The organism is Gemmatimonas sp., assembly GCF_031426495.1.
Classification (GTDB): domain Bacteria; phylum Gemmatimonadota; class Gemmatimonadetes; order Gemmatimonadales; family Gemmatimonadaceae; genus Gemmatimonas.
On record NZ_JANPLK010000005.1, the window covers coordinates 1 to 18,301 of the forward strand.

At 65.3% G+C, this 18,301-nt stretch carries 18 protein-coding genes, 1 pseudogene and 1 riboswitch; of the genes and pseudogenes, 11 read left to right on the forward strand and 8 right to left on the reverse strand.

The window, feature by feature from the left end; translation table 11 throughout:
- Positions 1-186: 186 nt before the first annotated feature.
- Genes rfbB through pnuC form a run of 4 tightly spaced genes read right to left on the reverse strand, consistent with a single transcriptional unit; the run spans position 187 to position 2,869 of the window.
- Complete coding sequence (rfbB, locus tag RMP10_RS02200; RefSeq protein ID WP_310568842.1) at positions 187-1,245, reverse strand: dTDP-glucose 4,6-dehydratase; 1,059 nt, start codon at positions 1,243-1,245, stop codon at positions 187-189.
- Between the two features lie 22 nt (positions 1,246-1,267).
- Positions 1,268-1,708, reverse strand: a complete 441-nt coding sequence (locus RMP10_RS02205; protein ID WP_310568843.1) for a DUF6526 family protein — start codon at positions 1,706-1,708, stop codon at positions 1,268-1,270.
- Complete coding sequence (locus RMP10_RS02210; RefSeq protein ID WP_310568844.1) at positions 1,701-2,225, reverse strand: ATP-binding protein; 525 nt, start codon at positions 2,223-2,225, stop codon at positions 1,701-1,703. The genes RMP10_RS02205 and RMP10_RS02210 overlap by 8 nt, the downstream gene beginning before the upstream one ends.
- Positions 2,222-2,869, reverse strand: coding sequence for a nicotinamide riboside transporter PnuC (gene pnuC / locus RMP10_RS02215; protein ID WP_310568845.1), 648 nt, complete (start codon positions 2,867-2,869; stop codon positions 2,222-2,224). Before pnuC ends, RMP10_RS02210 begins: the two co-directional genes overlap by 4 nt.
- A 26-nt stretch (positions 2,870-2,895) precedes the next feature.
- Positions 2,896-2,999: riboswitch (TPP riboswitch) on the forward strand.
- 52 nt (positions 3,000-3,051) lie between these two features.
- Between pnuC and RMP10_RS02220 the strand changes: the two genes are divergently transcribed.
- Positions 3,052-5,082 carry a TonB-dependent receptor gene (locus RMP10_RS02220; RefSeq protein WP_310568846.1) on the forward strand — a complete coding sequence of 677 codons (2,031 nt, stop codon included), beginning with the start codon at positions 3,052-3,054 and terminating at the stop codon, positions 5,080-5,082.
- A 481-nt stretch (positions 5,083-5,563) separates the two neighbouring features.
- Here the strand turns inward: RMP10_RS02220 and RMP10_RS23375 are convergent.
- Positions 5,564-6,076 (reverse strand): annotated as a pseudogene (locus RMP10_RS23375) (fasciclin domain-containing protein); the annotation flags it as partial.
- Positions 6,077-6,401: 325 nt separating this feature from the next.
- Between RMP10_RS23375 and RMP10_RS02230 the strand changes: the two are divergent.
- The 3 genes from RMP10_RS02230 to RMP10_RS02240 all read left to right on the forward strand — a co-directional run bounded on the left by RMP10_RS02230 (position 6,402) and on the right by RMP10_RS02240 (position 8,651).
- Entirely contained in the window at positions 6,402-6,974 is a 573-nt protein-coding gene (locus RMP10_RS02230) for a PEP-CTERM sorting domain-containing protein (RefSeq protein WP_310568848.1), read from the forward strand.
- Positions 6,975-7,293: 319 nt separating this feature from the next.
- On the forward strand, positions 7,294-7,875 hold the full coding sequence (locus RMP10_RS02235) for a sigma-70 family RNA polymerase sigma factor (protein ID WP_310568849.1): 582 nt from the start codon (positions 7,294-7,296) through the stop codon (positions 7,873-7,875).
- Positions 7,872-8,651 carry an anti-sigma factor gene (locus tag RMP10_RS02240; protein ID WP_310568850.1) on the forward strand — a complete coding sequence of 260 codons (780 nt, stop codon included), beginning with the start codon at positions 7,872-7,874 and terminating at the stop codon, positions 8,649-8,651. The genes RMP10_RS02235 and RMP10_RS02240 overlap by 4 nt, the downstream gene beginning before the upstream one ends.
- Before the next feature lie 55 nt (positions 8,652-8,706).
- On the opposite strand, the gene RMP10_RS02245 is transcribed toward RMP10_RS02240, so the two are convergent.
- Positions 8,707-8,904, reverse strand: coding sequence for a hypothetical protein (locus tag RMP10_RS02245; protein WP_310568851.1), 198 nt, complete (start codon positions 8,902-8,904; stop codon positions 8,707-8,709).
- Here RMP10_RS02245 and RMP10_RS02250 point away from each other — a divergent pair.
- Genes RMP10_RS02250 through RMP10_RS02265 form a run of 4 tightly spaced genes read left to right on the forward strand, consistent with a single transcriptional unit; the run spans position 8,903 to position 12,489 of the window.
- Positions 8,903-10,486 (forward strand): M20/M25/M40 family metallo-hydrolase, encoded by a 1,584-nt coding sequence (locus tag RMP10_RS02250; protein WP_310568852.1) that lies wholly within the window; start codon positions 8,903-8,905, stop codon positions 10,484-10,486. The two genes, RMP10_RS02245 and RMP10_RS02250, sit on opposite strands and share 2 nt — an antisense overlap.
- Before the next feature lie 13 nt (positions 10,487-10,499).
- On the forward strand, positions 10,500-11,279 hold the full coding sequence (locus RMP10_RS02255) for a DUF2071 domain-containing protein (RefSeq protein ID WP_310568853.1): 780 nt from the start codon (positions 10,500-10,502) through the stop codon (positions 11,277-11,279).
- Positions 11,279-12,043, forward strand: coding sequence for a class I SAM-dependent methyltransferase (locus tag RMP10_RS02260; protein ID WP_310568854.1), 765 nt, complete (start codon positions 11,279-11,281; stop codon positions 12,041-12,043). The genes RMP10_RS02255 and RMP10_RS02260 overlap by 1 nt, the downstream gene beginning before the upstream one ends.
- Entirely contained in the window at positions 12,040-12,489 is a 450-nt protein-coding gene (locus RMP10_RS02265) for a hypothetical protein (RefSeq protein WP_310568855.1), read from the forward strand. The genes RMP10_RS02260 and RMP10_RS02265 overlap by 4 nt, the downstream gene beginning before the upstream one ends.
- Positions 12,490-12,516: 27 nt before the next feature.
- Here RMP10_RS02265 and RMP10_RS02270 read toward each other — a convergent pair whose 3' ends face one another.
- Positions 12,517-12,876, reverse strand: coding sequence for a DoxX-like family protein (locus tag RMP10_RS02270; protein ID WP_310568856.1), 360 nt, complete (start codon positions 12,874-12,876; stop codon positions 12,517-12,519).
- The gene (locus RMP10_RS23380) at positions 12,873-13,058 is read right to left on the reverse strand and encodes a DUF2256 domain-containing protein (RefSeq protein ID WP_345785766.1); all 186 of its coding nucleotides are present in this window, start codon (positions 13,056-13,058) and stop codon (positions 12,873-12,875) included. Before RMP10_RS23380 ends, RMP10_RS02270 begins: the two co-directional genes overlap by 4 nt.
- A gap of 38 nt (positions 13,059-13,096) precedes the next feature.
- Here RMP10_RS23380 and RMP10_RS02275 point away from each other — a divergent pair, with 38 nt between their 5' ends.
- The 3 genes from RMP10_RS02275 to RMP10_RS02285 form a co-directional block, all read left to right on the forward strand.
- On the forward strand, positions 13,097-14,377 hold the full coding sequence (locus RMP10_RS02275; RefSeq protein WP_310568857.1) for a GAF domain-containing sensor histidine kinase: 1,281 nt from the start codon (positions 13,097-13,099) through the stop codon (positions 14,375-14,377).
- A 58-nt stretch (positions 14,378-14,435) separates the two neighbouring features.
- The gene (locus RMP10_RS02280) at positions 14,436-17,228 is read left to right on the forward strand and encodes a 2-oxoglutarate dehydrogenase E1 component (protein WP_310568858.1); all 2,793 of its coding nucleotides are present in this window, start codon (positions 14,436-14,438) and stop codon (positions 17,226-17,228) included.
- 29 nt (positions 17,229-17,257) lie between these two features.
- On the forward strand, positions 17,258-18,301 hold a 1,044-nt coding region (locus RMP10_RS02285; protein ID WP_310568859.1), incomplete at its 3' end, for a PIG-L family deacetylase.

Here is an 18,301-nt window from a genome sequence, read left to right on the forward strand (position 1 = left end):
AACCGCGCGAGACACTCGCCTCCGGCCTCGCGCGCTGGGTCTTTTGGTTTCTGGCCAACGTTGGGTGGTGGCAACTTTTGGGGGTCGTGTTTCATGGGGTCAGGACTTCATGGGGTCTGTGTCGTTTAACGTAATTTTACAACGACTCTGACCCCTTGAAGTCCTGACCCCTTGAAACTCGACCGCCTATCGTTGCCACCACGCATCGTTGGCCAGAAACCAATCGACCGTGCGCGCGAGGCCGGAGGCGAGTGTCTCGCGCGGTTCGAAGCCAAGGCGCGCGGCGATACGCGACGGGTCGACCGCATACCGGCGGTCGTGCCCGGGGCGATCGTCGACGAAGGCGATCAGTGACGCACAATCGATGCCGCGAGCGGCCGGGCATTTCGTGAATCGTGTGGCCAGTGCTGCATCATGCGCGAACCGTTCGTCGAGCAGCGCGCACAGGTGGTGCACGATACTGAGGTTCCGGTGTTCGGCGCGACCACCGACGTTATACGTGATGCTCTCGTGAGGGCCGTGAAGGATCAGGTCGATCGCGGCGCAATGATCCTCCACATACATCCAGTCGCGGATCTGCTGTCCATCGCCGTACACGGGAATGCGTTTGCCCTGCAGCGCATTGACGATCGCGAGGGGAATCAACTTCTCGGGAAAATGATATGGCCCGTAGTTGTTCGACGCGTGGCTGATTGACGCGGTCATGCCGTAGGTGTGCGCGTATGCGCGCACGAAATGATCGGCGCTTGCCTTGCTCGCCGCGTACGGCGAATTCGGGGCAACGCGAGTCGTCTCCGAAAACGGCGGATCACCCACGTCGAGCGACCCGTAGACCTCATCGGTCGAGACGTGATGGAAGCGTGCGCCGGCGCGCCAGGCACCATGCTCGAACCAGACGCGCCGGCAGGCTTCGAGCAGCGCCTGTGTGCCGAGGACGTTGGTCCGTACGAAGGCCGACGGATCGGTGATAGACCGGTCGACGTGCGTTTCTGCGGCGCAGTGAACGACCGTGTCGACGTGATGTTCGCGGAGCAGTGCCTCGACCAGCGGCAGGTCGTTGATATCACCATGCGCGAAGTGCACACGCCCGCCGTCGATCAGTGTTCGCAGCGTGGCAAGATTTCCGGCGTAGGTGAGCGCGTCGAGCACAATCACCACGTCGGCGGGATACCGCGCGCACCAGTAGTGCACGAAGTTCCCGCCGATGAAACCGGCGCCTCCTGAAATCAGGAGGCTGCGCGACACGCTGTCCGCTCCTCCGCGCAACTCACACGCGGAAGGTGTCTGGGCGCCAGGTCTTGATCTGGCTCTTGATCTCCTTGCCCTTGAGCGCCGGATTCTTGAGCACCATGTCGACCATGGAGGCCAGTTCGGCGTCGCTCGCGAAGCGCAGCGCGATGTAGTGGCGCGGCGAGAAGGTGGCCTGCGCACGGGCGGCGAGATCAGCCGGCAGCAGGCGCGCATAGCGGAGCTGCTCTTCGAGGCGGATCAGGCGATCCTGAGCGCGGAGCGGCGAGAGGCGTGACACCGTGACCGCCCCGAACAGCGCGAGCGCACCGATCAGCAGGTAGTGCGTCTCGAGGTCCCGGATCGTCATCGCCCGCCACACGCTCCAGATCAGGAAGATCAGCGAGAGCGGAGCGGTGAAGAAATGGTACATGGGCATGAACTGCCCGTGATTCGCGAAGTTCTGAGTTTTGTCAGCCATGTCGGTGCGTGTCGATGAAGGAGTCGATAAGTGCGGTGGCCGTGGCCAGTCGTTCGTCCCACGTGCCTTGCACAACGGTAACCGGCGCGTCGAATCGCGCCAGCGTTGTGCGGAAAAGCGCCTGAACCTCATCGCGTTGCACCTCGCGGTCGCGGATGCCGTCGGCGATCCATGGCACGTCGATGCCGAGCAGCAGGTAGTGCGTGGGGCGGCGCGCGAGAGCCGCCTGTTCGATGAACTCGGGACAGCGGCCGAAGTAGTGGTGGCAGTACACGACGGTGCTGACCAAGTCGGTGTCCTGCAGCAGCAAGTGGTCGCCGCGGGCGACAGCAGCGGCGATGTGGGCGTCTTCGCGGGCCATCTGCCCGTTGGCAATGGGGCCATGATCGCGGAAATCGAGTGGCGCGCCCTTGGCGGCGGCATAGTCGCGTACGAATTCGGCGACGCACGTGACGCCGTAGCGCGCGGCCAACTGTATGCCGAGGGTCGTTTTGCCGACGGACTCCGACCCGGTCAAGACGATGCGGGTAAGCTGGCGAGTCGTGTCCGCGCCGCCGATCGATGCCATTGCACGTAGCCGATGATGGCGAGCACCAGAAACACGGCATACAGAATCGCCGTGAGCGGGAGCTGCCGGTTGATGAACAGGCCAACGTAGACCACGTCGACGGCGATCCAGAGCAGCCAGTTCTCGAGGAGTTTACGCGTCATCATGTACTGCGCGACTAGGCTGATCGACACGAGCGCCGCATCGAGCCATGGCAGCGCGGCGCCGGGCAGCCGTTGCGTGACGGTGGCCAGTGACACCCACGCCACGAGCCCGATGGCGGCCATGATCATGGCGGTGCGACGCGTCGTGCGCGTGACGACGACCGCTGCATGGCGCGGTCCACCGCGCAACCAGTGCCACCAGCCGTACAACGACAATACCAGATACACCACCTGCAGGCCGGTGTCAGAATAGAGACCGGTGCGGGCGAACACCACCATGTAGAACCCGGCATTGAGCACGCCGAGTGGCCAGCTCCAGATGTTCTCGCGCGTGACGAGCCACACGTTGAGTACACCCGTGATGAAGCCGAGGAGCTCCGCGCAGGAGCTTCCGTGCGCGACGAGCCAGGCGCAGGGCTCGGACAGGAGTTGGAACTCCGTACTGGTCATGAACGCCAAAGCTAATTAGGGTTCACCGCACATGACCGGGGTGCCGGCGCCGCCAGTGCGCGTTGGCTGAGAGAGTCCCGTAGAACCTGATCCGGCTCGTACCGGCGTAGGGAGTCCAATCGATGTATCCGCACGCAATCGCGCGCCCATGGCGCACGCGGCGACTTTGTGTCGCCACCCTCATGACTGTTGCCGCCGCCACGCTCAGCGCACAGTCCCGTCCCGACAGCGCCAAAGTAGCGGCCACGGCCGACTCGGTGCGTCGCATCGAAGGCGTACTCGTCCGCGCCATCCGTGCCAACGAGCAGGCGCCGATCTCGCAAACCACCATCGGTCGGGCCGCGATCACGCAGCGGCACTTCGGGCAGGACGTTCCGATGCTGCTCATGAATGCCGCGCCCTCGATGACGTCGCACACCGAAACCGGCACCAACTGGGGTTACAGCTACCTGCGGCTGCGCGGCATCGACCAGACGCGCATCAATATTACGCTGGATGGTGTGCCGTTGAACGACATGGAAGATCAGGTGCTGTACTTCGCGAACCTGGCCGATCTGATGTCGAACGTCCAGTCGGTACAGGTGCAGCGCGGTGTGGGCACGAGCACCGCCGGCACGGCGTCGTTCGCCGGCAGTGTGAATTTCGAGACGATGCCCGTGGCGCGCGCCGATGCCGGTGGGGACGTACAGCTGCAGATGGGATCGTTCGGTGCTCAGCGCGTGAGCGCGTCGTTCAACTCGGGGCTCACCGCCAGCAAATTCGCCGTGTACGGTCGGGCCAGTGCGCTGCGCACGAACGGCTACCGCGATCATAGCGGCGTCATGGGACGCTCGGCCTTCGTGGGCGCCGGCTGGTTCGGCGCGCGCGACGTGGTGAAGTTGACCACGCTGGTAGGACTGCTGGCCGATACGCTCTCGTATACCGGCGCCACGCTCGAGCAGCTCGCCACGAACCGCCGCTACAATCCGCTGCAGCCCGACGAACGCGACAAGTTCGGTCAGCAGATGGTGTCGCTGGCGTACACACGCGCACTGCAGAACGGCGGCTCGGTGAGCACCACGGTGTATCGCAACTCCGCGAGCGGCAACTACGACTACATCGAGCTGCCCGATCGCTACCGCTTCAACCTGGCGCACACGTGGTACGGTGTCACGAGCGCGTACAACGTGGAACGTGGTGCGCTGCGGGTGAACGCGGGTCTCAACGCGAATACCTATCAGCGCGCGCACCGTGGCTATGTCCAGCCTTCCACCACACTGTACGACAACACCGGGCACAAGCAGGATGCCAGCGCCTTCGCCAAGCTGTCGCTCGACGCCGGTAAGGCCCGCTGGTTTGCCGACCTGCAGGGACGCTACGCCACGTTCCGCTACGAGCCCGACGCCAACGCCGGTATCGACGAGCGTCGCATCGATTGGATGTTCTTCAATCCGAAGGCGGGCGTCACGTACCAGGTGGCCACGGGTCTTGCCACGTACGCGTCGTACGGCATCACGAGCCGCGAGCCCGCCCGCAATGATTTGTTCGCCGGCGACGATGATTTGAACAGCGGCAATGTGGCCGACTACGGCGACTTCACGCGCGTGAAGCCGGAGTCGGTGCGTGACGCCGAGCTGGGCATCACGTGGTCGCGGGCCACGATGGACGTGTCGGCCAATCTGTACAGCATGGATTTCCGCAACGACATCGCGCGTATCGGGGCACCTACGGCGTCGGGTTCGATTCTGCGTCGGAACGTGGGCAACAGCTACCGCCGTGGCATCGAGGTGGATGCGGCGTATCGCGGAATCTCGCGCGTGGTGCTGGCCGGCAACGCCACGTGGAGTCAGAACCGCATCGCGCAGTTCACCGACTCGTCGCGGGGCGCTCCGGTGGTGCGGCGCAACGTGACGCCGCTGCTCACGCCGGCGTTCCTCTCGTCGCATCGCATTGAAGTATCGCCGACGAACCGATTCATGGTGAGCGTTGAGGGTCGCTATCAGTCGAAGGCGTTCCTGGACAACACCAGCAGTGCGGACCGTGTGCTGCCCGACTACTACACCGTCGATGCCTCGGCGCGGGCCACACTCGGTCGTTACGCACTCACGCTGCGAGGCGCGAATCTGGGTGATACGCAGAAGTTCGCGAGCGGTGCCGTGTCGGGGTCGGGGCGCGTGCGCTACTTCGTGCTACCGGCGCGCGCGGTGTTTGCGACGGTGAGTGCGGAGTTTTGAGCTGGGTGGTGTGCTGACGGCGGGTTCTGTTTGAACGGATAAACTCTTGGTTCACGCGAAGGGCGCGAAGATCGGGAAGGGCGCGAAGAACAGCAAAAGAAACAATGTTGTTGCTGTTCTTCGCGTATCTTCGCGATCTTCGCGTGAACCGAAGAACTTTCGACCGCCAGCACGATACCAGCCGTTACCGCGCCCCCATCTGCCGAGCTGAATCCAAAGCGCGCCGCAGCGCAACGGCCCGCTCTCGTGGCGTGCCGCGTGACTCACGCAGGGCCGCGCGCAGGCCTCGCTTCGCCTCGTCGGGCACGTCACGGTCGTTGAACGCCAGCAAGGCACTGGCCACGACTTCGTAGATGGCGACCGTCGACGCCGGCTGGCCGTCGTTGTAGAGCGGCGCACCACGATCAATCGCATAGTCGATCAGAGACGTTGGGCTGCCACTGGCGCTGACACCGGCGGGTTCGCTCGCGCGGGCATCGGGCGGGAGCAGCACGCGATCGATCACGTGGATGACACCATTGCTGGCCGGGATATCGGCGATACGGACCGTGGCGTCATTGATGCGCAACTCGCCGTTCACGTCGGAGATGCGCACATCGAGATCGGCCACCGTTTCAGCGGTACGCACCGTACGCGCCTGCGCTGCCGTGACGCGGCCGGCGATCACGTGATACGTGAGGATCGTGCGCAGCTTCTCGCGATTCTCCGGCTTGAGCAGCTCGGCGACGGTGCCGTTGGGGAGACGCTTGAAGGCCTCGTCGGTGGGCGCGAAGAGCGTGAACGGTCCGCGGCCGAGCAGCGTCTGCGTAAGGCCGGCGGCGTCGACGGCGGCCAACAGCGTGGTGAATTGACCGGCGGTTTTGGCGACCTGCGGAATACTTGGCGAAGCGGTCGCCGTTGTGCCGTTTCGCGATGGGTGTTGGGCGCCGGCCGTGGGGGCGAGCAGCTGCATGGACGCAATGCTGAGTGTCGCGGTCACCAGAGCGCCCTGCATGTACAGGCGGGCCGAATTGGTAGCGTCGATGAAGAAAGAACTGCGATGGTGCATAAAGCGCTCCGAGGGTCGTGAGAGTGGGACGGCGTTGCTATGCCATGCCATTCGTTGGATGTGCGGGCGTTGGATGCACAGCGGTGAGGCTGCACGGCCACGGATTGTGTGGCCCCGACGCGTCATGTGCGCTTCGAACCCTTATGGATGAGTCCGCTATGTTCAATGAAATCAATGGCTTTGCTGAGTGGCGCGTTCGGCATCCACCTTGCACTTACCGAGCTCATCTGCAGATACGCAGAACCCGCCCTCTCTCATTACCGGATTTGCAATGCGCCTCCGCTCCCTGCTTGTTGCTGCTGCGATCGCCCTTCCCTCGGCCGCGGCGGCCCAGCCCGTTCAGGTCAACTACACCGTAACCGGCTCCGCTGGAAACTGGCTGCTCGACTTCAGCGTCTTCAATAACATCGGTCCCGGCGGACAGAGCCTGTACTTCTTCGGCACCTCGCTCGGCACCGGCGGATCGGCCGTTGTCGCGAGTCCGGGTTCCTTTGGAGTCTGGGGCAGCGGCGCGGCGTGGTCGAACACGAGCTACGGCGGGAGTTCAACCACGTACGACAACAACTGGATCGGCGGTGGCATCGCCAACGGCGTCACGCAGAGCGGGTTCCAGGTGCAACTCGCGACGCTCGCTGCTCCGACCAGTGTCTCATGGTTCGCCTACCAGTCCGGTGGCGCGTCGTATGACGGCTCCGACGCGTTCTACAAAGGCGATAACCCGGGATTCGAGGGAACGACGGGCATCCAAACGACCGTGCCCGAGCCCGCGTCCGTTGCGCTCATGGGCTTCGGACTCGTTGCAGTCGGTGTCGCCGCTCGCCGCCGCTCAGCGAATCTGGCCTAGCACGGCAGGTGGGGGGACGGCGGACATCAGGAGTTCGTGAACGGCGCTCAGGTGAGCGCCGTTCTTTTTCCTGTAACTGAACGACGGTGCCTCAAACATTCAAACCGCTACAACCCTTTGCATGGTCGGTGCATCCAATGCGAGGGCGCCGGCGAACGCTGATATGAACCCCGTCGGAGCGCTCGTGCATTTCGGGACACATCATCGCGTCAGTCGACTTCGCCCAGGCATGGACAACGCTACATCATCACCGGAAGGCAGCAGGCGGGACGACGTGCGGGCGCATCTGTCGCTTGTGACCGGGTCCTTCGCCCCCGTCATGTCGAGCGCCACCCCGTTGCTGCCACGGATCGCGGCGGGCGACGAGCTGGCGGTGCGCGAGTGCGTCGAGCGCTATGGGGCGCTGATCTGGTCGCTGGTACGACGCTGGTCGCCAGACCCGCGTGACGCCGACGATGCGGTGCAGGAGGTGTTCGTCGATCTCTGGCGCAGTGCCGCGCGATATGAACCCACGCGCTCCACGGAGGCGGGTTGGGTGGCGATGGTGACGCGTCGCCGGCTGATCGATCGCTTGCGCCGGCGGCAGCGGGCGGTGGAACTCGAGCCGCTCCCCGACGATTTCGATCTGGCTCACGATGAACAATCCGACGATGCGCGCGACGATCGCGTGGAGCGCGCGCGGGCGGCGTTGCGGGCGTTGCCCGAGGCGCAGCGTACGATCCTGGAGCTGTCGCTGCTGCATGGCCGCACGCACGATGAGATCGCCAAGGCCACGAATACGCCGTTGGGTACGGTGAAGTCGCACATCCGTCGCGGGCTGCAGCGTGCGCGGGCGATGCTACAGCACGCGAACGACCTGCATCAGGCGACGGACGCGACGAACGAGGAGCACGACTCATGACCAGGAAGGAGAACGACGGACCGGATATCGCTACCCGGGACGAGCTGCTGATCGGCGAGCTCACGGCCGCGCTGGCGGCGGAGTCGATGTCGGCGCAGGACGCGCTGCCGCCTGGCGTTGCCGCGCGCGCCATTGCCGCGGGCGAGGTGATCGTACCGCTCAAGCCCACGTTCGCGCCGTACAACACGGTGGTGGTGTTGCCACCGGCCCCTTCGCCGGAGGCCAGCGCGCCGACGGCGACTGCGACCTCTGCGCCCGCGCGCCGATCGTTCGCGGTGTGGGGCGGCTGGTTGGCCGCCGCGGCGATGTTGGCGTTGTGGGCACGCGGGCCCGCTGCGCCGCCTGCCGTCGTCGCGGCGGTGCCTGCCACATCATCGGCTGCTGCGTCGTGGGTGCGCGATTCACTGATTGCGGTGGATTCTGCCATCACCCGAATCGCTTGGGCGCCGACCGCCGATTCCACCGCACTCGGCGCCAGTGGCGACGTGGTGTGGAGCACGCGCGCGCAGCGCGGCGTGATGCGTTTGATCGGGCTCAAGTCGAACGACGCGCGCCGATGGCAGTATCAACTGTGGATCTTCGACAAGACACGAGATCAACGCTATCCGGTAGACGGCGGTGTGTTCGACGTGCCGGCCGGCGCGACCGAAGTGTTCGTGCCGATCAACGCCCGAGTGCCGGTAGGAAGCGCGGTGATGTTCGCGGTGTCGGTCGAAGCGCCCGGCGGCGTGGTGGTGAGCACCCGCGAACGGGTGGCGCTGCTGGCCGCGTTGTAGCGGATTCGTGGTCGGATTGCTTCGGGGAGCTCGAGTGAACGGATAGGCTGCTGGTTCACGCGAAGATCGCGAAGGGCCGCGAAGGAACGCGAAGAAAAGCAACAGCACAATCTTTACTTTTCAGTTGCTGTTCTTCGCGTTCCTTCGCGAACTTCGCGCCCTTCGCGTGAACCAAAAAGCTCATGACCGTCAGCGCCGGCGATAGTCGCCGCGCCCCTGTCGGAGCCACCATCCTGCCCGCAGCTTTGGGCATGGCCTCTTTCCGTCGTGCTTTCGTGGCGTCCGCACTCTTCGCCGTCGCCCTCGCCATTCTCGCTGCCCCCCCGCTCCAAGCCCAGCAGCTCCGTCCCGCCGTCGATGCGTGGCGGAAGACCCACGAGCGCGAGATTCTCGACGAAGCGTTCGCCCTCATGGCCATACCCAACGTGGCCTCCGACACCGCGAACATTCGCCGCAATGTGGAGTTTCTCACGGCGGCGTTTGCCAAGCGCGGCGTGGCCATGCGGCCGCTGCGAGCGCCCACGGGCGGTAGCCCAGCGCTGTTTGGCGAACTCAAGGCGCCCGGGGCCACGCGCACCATCGTGATGTACGCGCACTACGACGGACAGCCGGTGGCCGGTGGCGGATGGAACGGCGATCCGTTCACTCCCGAGCTGCGTCGCTTTCAGAACAGTGTGGCCACCGATGCCGCGCCGATGCCTGCAAAAGGCGACACCATCGATCCCGCCGTGCGCATTCGCGCCCGCTCGGCCAGCGACGACAAGGGGCCGATCATTGCCATGTTGGCCGCGCTCGATGCGCTCAAGGCCGCGAAGAAAGCGCCCACGGTGAATGTGAAGTTCTTCCTGGAGGGTGAAGAAGAGGCTGGCTCGGCACACTTGGGTGACCTGCTCAAGGCGCACAAGGCGGTGCTGGGGGCCGACGCGTGGTTGTTCTTCGACGGCCCGATCCACGTGAGCGGCGCACCGCAGCTCGTGCTTGGCGTGCGCGGCGTGATGGGTGTGGACATCACGTTCCACGGCCCCAATCGCGCCATGCACAGCGGTCACTATGGCAACTGGGCCCCCAACCCAGGCGTGGCGGTGGCGCACTTTATTGCCAGTGTGCGCGACATGGACGGGCGCGTGAAGATCGCCGGCTTCTACGACGACGTGCCGCCGATTTCCGATAGCGACCGCGCGTTGGGTAAAGCACTGTCGGCTACCGACGACTCCCTGCGCACGTCACTGGGCCTCGCGCGCACCGAAGCGAACAATGCCGCGTTGGGTGAGCGCATCATGCTGCCCGCGCTCAACATCCGCGGCATTCGCACCGGTGAAGTGGGTGGCGGTGCGGCCAACGCCGTGCCCACCAGTGCCAGCGTGTCCATCGACTTCCGTTTGGTGCCCGATCAGCAGCCCACGCGCATCTGCGAGCTGGTCACGCGTCATCTCGCGTCGCTGGGGTACACGGTGGCGACTGACCCCAACGCCGCCGCGCGCAGCACCGATCGCGCCCACCTCGCGTACTTGGGATGCGGTGGTGGCTACACCAGCGTGAGCGTAGCGTCTACGCTGCCGTCGGTGCGCGCGGTGAAAGCGCTGATGGGTCGCGCGTACGGTCGCGAGCCGTTCGTGATGCCGATGCTGGGCGGGTCGCTGCCGCTGTTTCACTTCGTCGAGCAGCTCGGGGCCACGGTCATTACGGTGCCCACGGTGAACGCCGACAACAGTCAGCACGCGCCGAATGAGAACCTGCGCATCGGCAATCTGTGGGACGGCATCGGCGTGATGGCCGAGCTGATGGCGGGGTTGGGGCCACTGTGGCCGGGTGGAGCGACGCCGGTGATGAAGTAGGATGTTGTCTGCAATGTCCATCGCCGCACGACTCCGCCGGCATCCATTCCCGGTCGCGGCGCACTTCGATCGCGTGGTCGCGCTCTCGTTCGCTTTTCCGGCGCACGTGGTGCAGCCGCTGGTGCCGCGGTCGCTATCGCTCGACGTCTTCAACGGCTACGCGTTCGTGGCGGTGGCGATGGTGTGGACACGGGCACTCCGGCCCGCGTGGCTTCCCGCGATATTCGGACAGGATTTCTTTCTCGCTGGGTACCGTGTGTTCACGCGCTTTCAGGAGCCATCCGGACGACGGTTGCGCGGACTTCGCATTCTGCGCAGTACGACCGATAAGCACCGGATGGTACGCGCCGGGAACCTCATGACGGGCTATCGCTACTCGCACGTGAACGTGAGCGTGCAGGAGCGCGATGCCCTGCTGAACGTGACGACGACCGACGCGTCGGGAGCGACGGCGCTGGATGTACGACTCGACCTCTCGCCCCATGTCGCGGAGCGCGATGTGCCGATGCCCGTCGGCTCGCCGTTCGCGAGCTGGACCGAGGCACGTCGCTTTGCCGGACCGATGCCGTTCACGTTCAGCCCGGAAGGCGACGACACCATGGTGGTGGTGGAGGGCAGCCGGCAGCATTGGACGCCGCGTCCGATCGCGGTGACGTCGTGGCAGGTGTCGATGTTCAACGAGTCGCCGCTTTCCGCGGCCACGCCCCTGCTGGCGAACGCGTTCGTCGTGGATCATGTGGACTACGCGTGGAAGCGCGGGCGCGTCGTGCACGCGACGCCGGCGGCCGAGTAATGCCTGGAGTGGAGCGCGGACCGTTCGACGGCGTGCTGAACATCGTGCGCTTCAATTGGCCGATGTTCTTGTTGACGCTGGCACTCGTGGTCGTGCTGCTCGGTGGTGCGGCGCAACTGACGTCGCCCGGATGGCGCATCGTGCTCGCGGTCACCGCAGCGGGCCTCGCCGCCGGCACGTTCGTGTCGTTGGTGGTGTCGCACGTGATCTATGATCGCTCCGACCTGTATCGCTTCGCGTGGCTCACGCGCGTGTACGGCGACCGCACACCGAACACTGCTGTCTTTTGTCAGACGGGATTCGACGAAAGCTCGGCGCTGCTGCGCACGCGCACGCCCGGCACGCACTGGACGCTGATCGATCACTACGATCCCGCACGCATGACCGAGCCGTCGATCCAGCGCGCGCGCCAGCACTGTCCGCCGCCCGACGGAACCGTGGCCGCGCCATACCATGCATGGCCCACCACATCGCAGCAGGCTGACCTGGTGATCGGTATGCTTGCCGTGCACGAGCTGCGCCACTGCGATGAGCGCGCTGCGTGGTTTGGTGAGGCCGCGCGGACGTTGCAGCCCGGTGGCCGGGTGGTCGTGGTGGAGCATCTGCGCGATATGGCGAATCTGCTCGCGTTCGGGCCGGGCGCGCTGCACTTCCATTCTGCGGCCACTTGGCGGCGCAGTTGGGAGCGTGCGCGGCTCCGGGTGCGAGACGAATTCCGCATCACGCCGTGGGTCGCGGTGTTCGTGTTGGAGCACGCCGCATGACAGGGATGCTTGCCGTGTTACTGCCGCTACTCCCCGTTGTACTTCGCTTGGCCGGTGCCGGATTAGTCGCGCTGGCGCTCTTGCACGTACCAATGGGCCGGCAGCTGCGCTGGAGTGAGGAGGCCGCGCGGATGTCGCTCGCCGGCGAGTCGATCTTTCATGTGCACACGTTATTTGTGTGCATCATGCTGGTGTTGCTCGGTCTGCCGGCGCTGATCACGCCGCGCGTATTCCTCGACGTATCACCCGCTGGGGCGTGGCTGGCCGGTATGGGTCTGGTGATCTTCGCGCTCCGGCTCTGGGTGCAGTGGTTCGTCTTTCCCGCCTCCTTGTGGCGCGGCAAGCGATTCGAGTCGTCCATGCACCTGCTGTTCACGGTGATCTGGAGTGCGCTCACGGTGCTGTTCGCGCTCTGTGTACTCGTTCAGCTCGGGCGCATCGGCTAGCGGCCAAGCAGGCCGAATCGCGGTTGCTCAGCGGCGAACGCTGGTGGCCCAGTACCAGATCATCGTGATGAAGCCCGCATTGAGCGCCACCATGCCGGCGGCCGAAATCAGCAGGTCGGCCGCCAACGCGATCTCGAGCACGTTCATCGACACGAGGGCGAGTGTCTGCACGGCAGCGCAGGGCACGCGCTGCCAGCCGCTGAACACCCAGAGACCGAGCACGATCTCGCCCACGCCAATGGCCTTGGTGGCAAGGTCTGCGTGTCGTTCGCCGAGCACGCGGGCGACGATCGCGCGGTGTCGCGGGATCCCGCGCAACAGCTTGCTGTACAGCCCGTGGAAGATCCACACGGACCCGATCAGGATCTGCGCAACGAGTAGTATCACCCCGCCCCCTTCCCCATCCGGCACTTGTCGCTGCAGTAACGCACGTTCGCCCAGTCGCGCTCCCACTTTTTGCGCCAGCTGAAGGGCCGGCCGCAGCGGGCGCAGAGTTTATCGGGGTGGCCGTTTACGCCTTGGCCGCGGACGCCGCCGTCGCGCGGGCGTTTGGATTCTCGTGAAGGCATCGCTCCCCAAGCGATGCGCGGCGGTGCAGAGTTCCCGGATGTCCAGTCCGCACAGTTCCCACGACCCGGCCCACTTTCCGGCCAGCACGGAAGATCTCCTCTATTCCGACTATCGGAAAACGGAGGAGCTCGGTACCCTCCGCCAAGTGGCCCGCGCCTTGGCGGCCGAGACGAACTCGCAAAGCGTATTGCGTACCTTATGTGAGCTTTCAATGGTACGTGGACGAGCAAGTGGCGCTGCAGTGGCGGAATTAAGTGGTGATAATGGCGTGTACGTCGCCTGTTCCGGCAGAACGACAGAGCTACTCTCGATGACCTTCCCGCTGGAAGGCACGGTCACTGGACGCGTCGCCAACGAGCTGCGAGCCATCACGATCCTGTCGCCGGATGCTAGCTCCCCGTTCTTCGCCGAGCTGCTGCCGCGCCTGGGCATCGGGCCGATTCTGCTCCTCCCGCTGTTGGCCAACGGCCAGTTGTTCGGCGTGCTCTCGATTTCACGCGATACCGGGCACCCGCAGTTCGACCACACCGACGAAGAACGGCTGAGTGTGATGGCCGACCTCGCCGCACTGGCGCTTTGGAAGGCGCGACTCTTGGAAGACGCACGGTCGGCCGACGCCGCCAAGACCAGCCTTTTAGCGACATTATCGCACGAGCTTCGCACGCCTTTAACGGCACTAGAGGGGTACAGCGAACTTTTAGAGGACCAGATTCTCGGTCCGTTGTCGCCCGAACAGCAGGATGTCGTCATGCGGCTGCGGACGGTGGGACGGCACCTGGGCTCGCTCATCGAGGACATTCTCACCTACGCCTCGCTCGAAGCCGACCGGCTCACGCCGCGTAACGCGACCGTGCGCGTGCCCGAACTGCTCGATTCGCTGCACCCGTTCATCGAACCACTGGCCCGTGAAAAGGGGATCGAGTTTTCGATTGACTTGGAAACGGGGCTGCCGTCGATGCACACCGACGAGGCCCGTGTGCGGCAGATCCTGCTCAACCTCTGCCAGAACGCGGTGAAGTTCACCGAAGAGGGCGCCGTGTCGGTGCGCGTGACCCGTGGCTCCCCGCTGGCCGATGGCGCCGCCACGGTCCGGTTTGCGGTGCGCGACAGCGGGATCGGCATCGAGCCCACCGACATGCAGCGGCTTTTTCGCCCCTTCTCCCAGATCGAGAACGTGCCGGCGGGACGGCATCGGGGTACCGGATTGGGGCTCTACATCGCACGCCGGCTCGCCACCATGCTCGGCGGGCGCATCGAGGTCGTGTCGCGCCCCGGCGAAGGGTCGGTGTTCACCCTCGTCGTGCCCGTGACGCACTGAGCAAACCCGGGCCGGGCTCACCTGTGTGTTCGAGAACCCGCCATTACATTCGAACGTTATGACCGCTGCCATCACGAGCGTTTTCAACGACGGCATTTTTGCCGAACAATTCGAGCGTTATCGTCACGACCCCGCCAGTGTGGACGAGACGTGGCGCCAGTACTTCCGCATCGCCGAGTCGCTGTTCGGACAGAGTGGCGGCGCCGCGTCGGCTACGCCGTCGGCGGCTGCAGCCGGTGGCGCAACCTACGACGTCGCCTTCCTCCGCAAAGTGGCGGCGGCCGCGTCGCTGCAGCAGGCCATCCGCAGCTACGGCCATTACGCGGTGCAGCTCGATCCGCTCGGCACGCCGCCCCCCGGCGCCGAGGATCTGAGCCCCGAGTACTGGGGGCTGACCGAAGCGGATCTACAGGCGATTCCCGGCGAGGCGCTCGGCGACGCGCGCTTTGCCACCGCCGCCGACGCGATCGCGCGCAAGCGGCAGGTCTACGCGGGTCGCATTGGCTGGGAAGTGTGGCATCTCGAAGTCGACGAAGAGCGCGACTGGTTTCAGCGCGCCTTCCGCGACGGGGTGCTCACGCGCGAGCTCACGCCCGACGAGAAGAAGGACACGCTGCGCCGCCTGAATCAGGTGGACGGGCTCGAGCGCTTCATCGGTCGGGCGTATCAGGGCTACAAGCGCTTCTCGGTGGAGGGCACCGACGCGCTGATCCCGATGCTGGATGAAGTGATTCGCGAGTCGGGACGCTCCGGTGCGCGCGAGATCGTGATCGGCATGGCGCATCGCGGCCGTCTCAACGTGCTCACGAACGTGATGGGCAAGCCGTTCGAGGCATTGTTCGCCGAGTTCGAAGGACGGCACGATCATGCCGACGGCAATGCGACCGGCGACGTGAAGTACCACATGGGTTATGTCGGATCGCGCGACGTGGATGGCAAGGCGGTAACGCTGCGTCTCGCCCCCAATCCGTCGCACCTCGAAGTGGTGAACCCGGTGATCGAAGGCATGGTGCGCGCGTTGCAGCGTGTGCCGGGCCGATCGGGTGAGCGTGATGAACTCGCGGTGGTGCCGGTCGCCATTCATGGTGACGCGGCGTTCCCGGGCGAGGGGATCGTGGCCGAGACGCTCAATATCTCGAACCTGAAGGCGTACCGCACCGGTGGCACGATTCACATCATCGTGAACAACCAGGTCGGCTTCACCACCGACCCGACCGATGCCCGCTCCACGCATTATGCGTCCGATCTCGCGAAGGGCTTCGAGATGCCGGTGTTCCATGTGAACGCTGACGATGCGCAGGCGTGCATCACGGCCGTGCGTCTGGCGTGCGCGTATCGCGCCACGTTCAAGAAGGACGTGCTGATCGACCTCGTGGGCTATCGTCGTCATGGGCACAACGAAGGCGACGAGCCGATGTACACGCAGCCCACGCGTTCGGCACAGATCCGCAAGCATCCCACGGTGCCGCAGGTGTGGGCCAGTCGGTTGGTGGCCGAGGGCGTGATGACCGAGGCCGAAGCGGCCGAAGTTGAGCAGGCCGTGTCGCAGCACTACGCCGAGATCCACTCGCGCTTCAAGCAGTCGTTGCTCAGCAGCGAGAAGCACGCGCCGTGGCCGGCTGAGCCGGTGTCGGCGCCGAAGGCCGTCGCCACCAACGTAGCGGTCGAGAAGCTGCAGTATGTGAACGAAGCGCTGCTCACCTGGCCGGCCGATCTCAAACCGAACCCGCGCCTGGCGAAGCAGCTCGAGCGTCGTCGGGAGACGATGGGCGAGCAGGGCGGCATCGAGTGGGGACACGCGGAAGCGCTGGCGTTCGGTACGCTGCTTATCGACGGCATGTCGGTGCGCCTCACGGGTCAGGACGCCGAACGCGGCACCTTCTCGCATCGTCATGCGGTGCTCAGCGACAGCGAGAACGGTCGCAAGTACGCGCCGCTCGCCAATCTGCCCGGCGCCAAGGGTGTGTTCGAGATTTTCAACTCGGCTCTCTCCGAGACCGCCGTGCTGGCGTTCGAGTACGGATTCAGCACTGTGGCCACCGATGCCCTCACGTTGTGGGAAGCGCAGTTCGGTGACTTCGTGAACGTGGCGCAGCCAATCATCGACCAGTTCATCGTGGCTGACCGCGCCAAGTGGGGACAGGACAGCGGCGTCGTGATGCTGCTGCCGCACGGCTATGAGGGGCAGGGGCCGGAGCATTCGAGCGCGCGTCTCGAGCGGTTCCTGCAGATGTGCGCGGAAGGCAACCTCACGGTGGCCTACTGCAGCACGCCGGCGCAGTACTTCCATCTGCTGCGTCGTCAGGCGCTGCGGAAGTCGCGTCGTCCGCTCATCTGCATGCAGCCGAAGTCGCTGCTGCGCTTGCCGCAGGCGGCGTCGAAGCTCGAAGACTTGTCGCAGGGCGGCTTCCAGTCGGTGATCGATGATCCTATTGCGTCCCAACATCGCGACGATGTGCGTCGCATTGTGTTCTGCACGGGCAAGCTGTACTACGACATGTCGCTCGCGGCCACGCGGAATCCGAATGTGGCCCTGGTGCGGGTCGAAGAGCTCTATCCGTGGCCGCACGAAGAAATCGTGCGCATCATGGATCTGTACCCGGTGATCGAGCAGGTCGTGTGGGCGCAGGAAGAGCCGAAGAATCAGGGCGCGTGGACGTACGTGCAGCCACGTTTGCGCGCGTCGGCCGGTGCGTCGGTCGGTGTGCGCTACGTCGGTCGTCCGGAGCGCGCGAGTCCGGCGGAAGGCTACATGGACGCGCACCAGGCCGAGCAGGCGCGCATCATTGCCATGGTCATGGATACCGGCGAAGTGGCCGCGGAGCGTGCAACGATGAAGGTGGGGCAGTGAAGGCGCTTCGGCGCACCCGAATCCACCAGATGATGATGAGCGCCGCGGCTATTGCCGCGGCGCTTGTCGCTGGTGGCCGTGGCATCTCCGCGCAGAACGTGACGCTCGATCGCGGCGCGGCGGCGCTCGGCTCCACGCTCGCGGGCGTCGGCACCACGGGCCGCGTGCTCACCATCGCCGCGCACCCCGACGACGAGGACACGCCGATCATCGCGTGGCTCGCCAAGGGTCGTCACGTGGAAACGGCGTATCTATCGCTCACGCGTGGCGACGGCGGGCAGAATCTGCTGGGCAACGAACTGGGCGAAGCACTCGGCGCCATTCGCACGCAGGAGCTGCTGTCGGCGCGCCGCATTGATGGTGGCAAGCAGTACTTCACGCGCGCGTATGACTTCGGCTTCAGCAAGAACGCCGAAGAGACGTACTCGCACTGGCCCAAGGATTCCATTCTCGGCGACGTCGTGCGCGTGGTACGCGCGTTCCGGCCGCATGTCATGGTGGCGTTCTTCAGTGGCACGCCGCGCGATGGACACGGGCATCACCAAGTGTCGGGCTTGCTGGCGCGCGAAGCGTACGATCTGGCCGCCGACACGGTGCGCTTTCCGGTGAAGGGCTTCGGTTTGCCGTGGATGCCGCAGAAGTTCTATCGCAGCGCGCGACAGGCCCCTGATTCGGCGACGCTGCGCGTGAACGTGGGTGAATACGACCCACTATTGGGACGGAGTTACTACGAGATCGCGGCCGAGAGTCGCTCGCAGCACAAGAGCCAAGGATTCGGCGTGCTCCAGCGGAAGGGCACGATTCTGGGTTTCTTGTCGCGCGAAACGTCGCGCGTGGGGCCGGAGAACGCGCGCAGCGAGCAGTCGTTGTTCGATGGCGTCGACACCACGTGGACGGCATTGCGGAACACGCTGCCGAGCACCGTGCAGCCCGTGCTCGACTCGGCGTTACGCACGATCGCGTCGGCGCGCACGGCGTATCGCGCGGATGATCCGTCGCCGATCGTGGCGCCGCTGGCCCAGGCGCTGCGGCAGCTGCGCACGGTGCGCAGCGCGAGCGGGAGTGGCCCCGGC

Excerpts from the sequence above, each read along its gene's own strand:
- RMP10_RS02205 (WP_310568843.1), bottom strand. The coding sequence starts at position 1,708 with ATGGCTGACAAAACTCAGAACTTCGCGAATCACGGGCAGTTCATGCCC.
- pnuC (WP_310568845.1), bottom strand. The coding sequence starts at position 2,869 with ATGACCAGTACGGAGTTCCAACTCCTGTCCGAGCCCTGCGCCTGGCTC.
- RMP10_RS02220 (WP_310568846.1), top strand. The coding sequence starts at position 3,052 with ATGACTGTTGCCGCCGCCACGCTCAGCGCACAGTCCCGTCCCGACAGC.
- RMP10_RS02230 (WP_310568848.1), top strand. The coding sequence starts at position 6,402 with ATGCGCCTCCGCTCCCTGCTTGTTGCTGCTGCGATCGCCCTTCCCTCG.
- RMP10_RS02235 (WP_310568849.1), top strand. The coding sequence starts at position 7,294 with ATGTCGAGCGCCACCCCGTTGCTGCCACGGATCGCGGCGGGCGACGAG.
- RMP10_RS02240 (WP_310568850.1), top strand. The coding sequence starts at position 7,872 with ATGACCAGGAAGGAGAACGACGGACCGGATATCGCTACCCGGGACGAG.
- RMP10_RS02250 (WP_310568852.1), top strand. The coding sequence starts at position 8,903 with ATGGCCTCTTTCCGTCGTGCTTTCGTGGCGTCCGCACTCTTCGCCGTC.
- RMP10_RS02245 (WP_310568851.1), bottom strand. The coding sequence starts at position 8,904 with ATGCCCAAAGCTGCGGGCAGGATGGTGGCTCCGACAGGGGCGCGGCGA.
- RMP10_RS02255 (WP_310568853.1), top strand. The coding sequence starts at position 10,500 with ATGTCCATCGCCGCACGACTCCGCCGGCATCCATTCCCGGTCGCGGCG.
- RMP10_RS02260 (WP_310568854.1), top strand. The coding sequence starts at position 11,279 with ATGCCTGGAGTGGAGCGCGGACCGTTCGACGGCGTGCTGAACATCGTG.
- RMP10_RS02265 (WP_310568855.1), top strand. The coding sequence starts at position 12,040 with ATGACAGGGATGCTTGCCGTGTTACTGCCGCTACTCCCCGTTGTACTT.
- RMP10_RS23380 (WP_345785766.1), bottom strand. The coding sequence starts at position 13,058 with ATGCCTTCACGAGAATCCAAACGCCCGCGCGACGGCGGCGTCCGCGGC.
- RMP10_RS02275 (WP_310568857.1), top strand. The coding sequence starts at position 13,097 with ATGTCCAGTCCGCACAGTTCCCACGACCCGGCCCACTTTCCGGCCAGC.
- RMP10_RS02280 (WP_310568858.1), top strand. The coding sequence starts at position 14,436 with ATGACCGCTGCCATCACGAGCGTTTTCAACGACGGCATTTTTGCCGAA.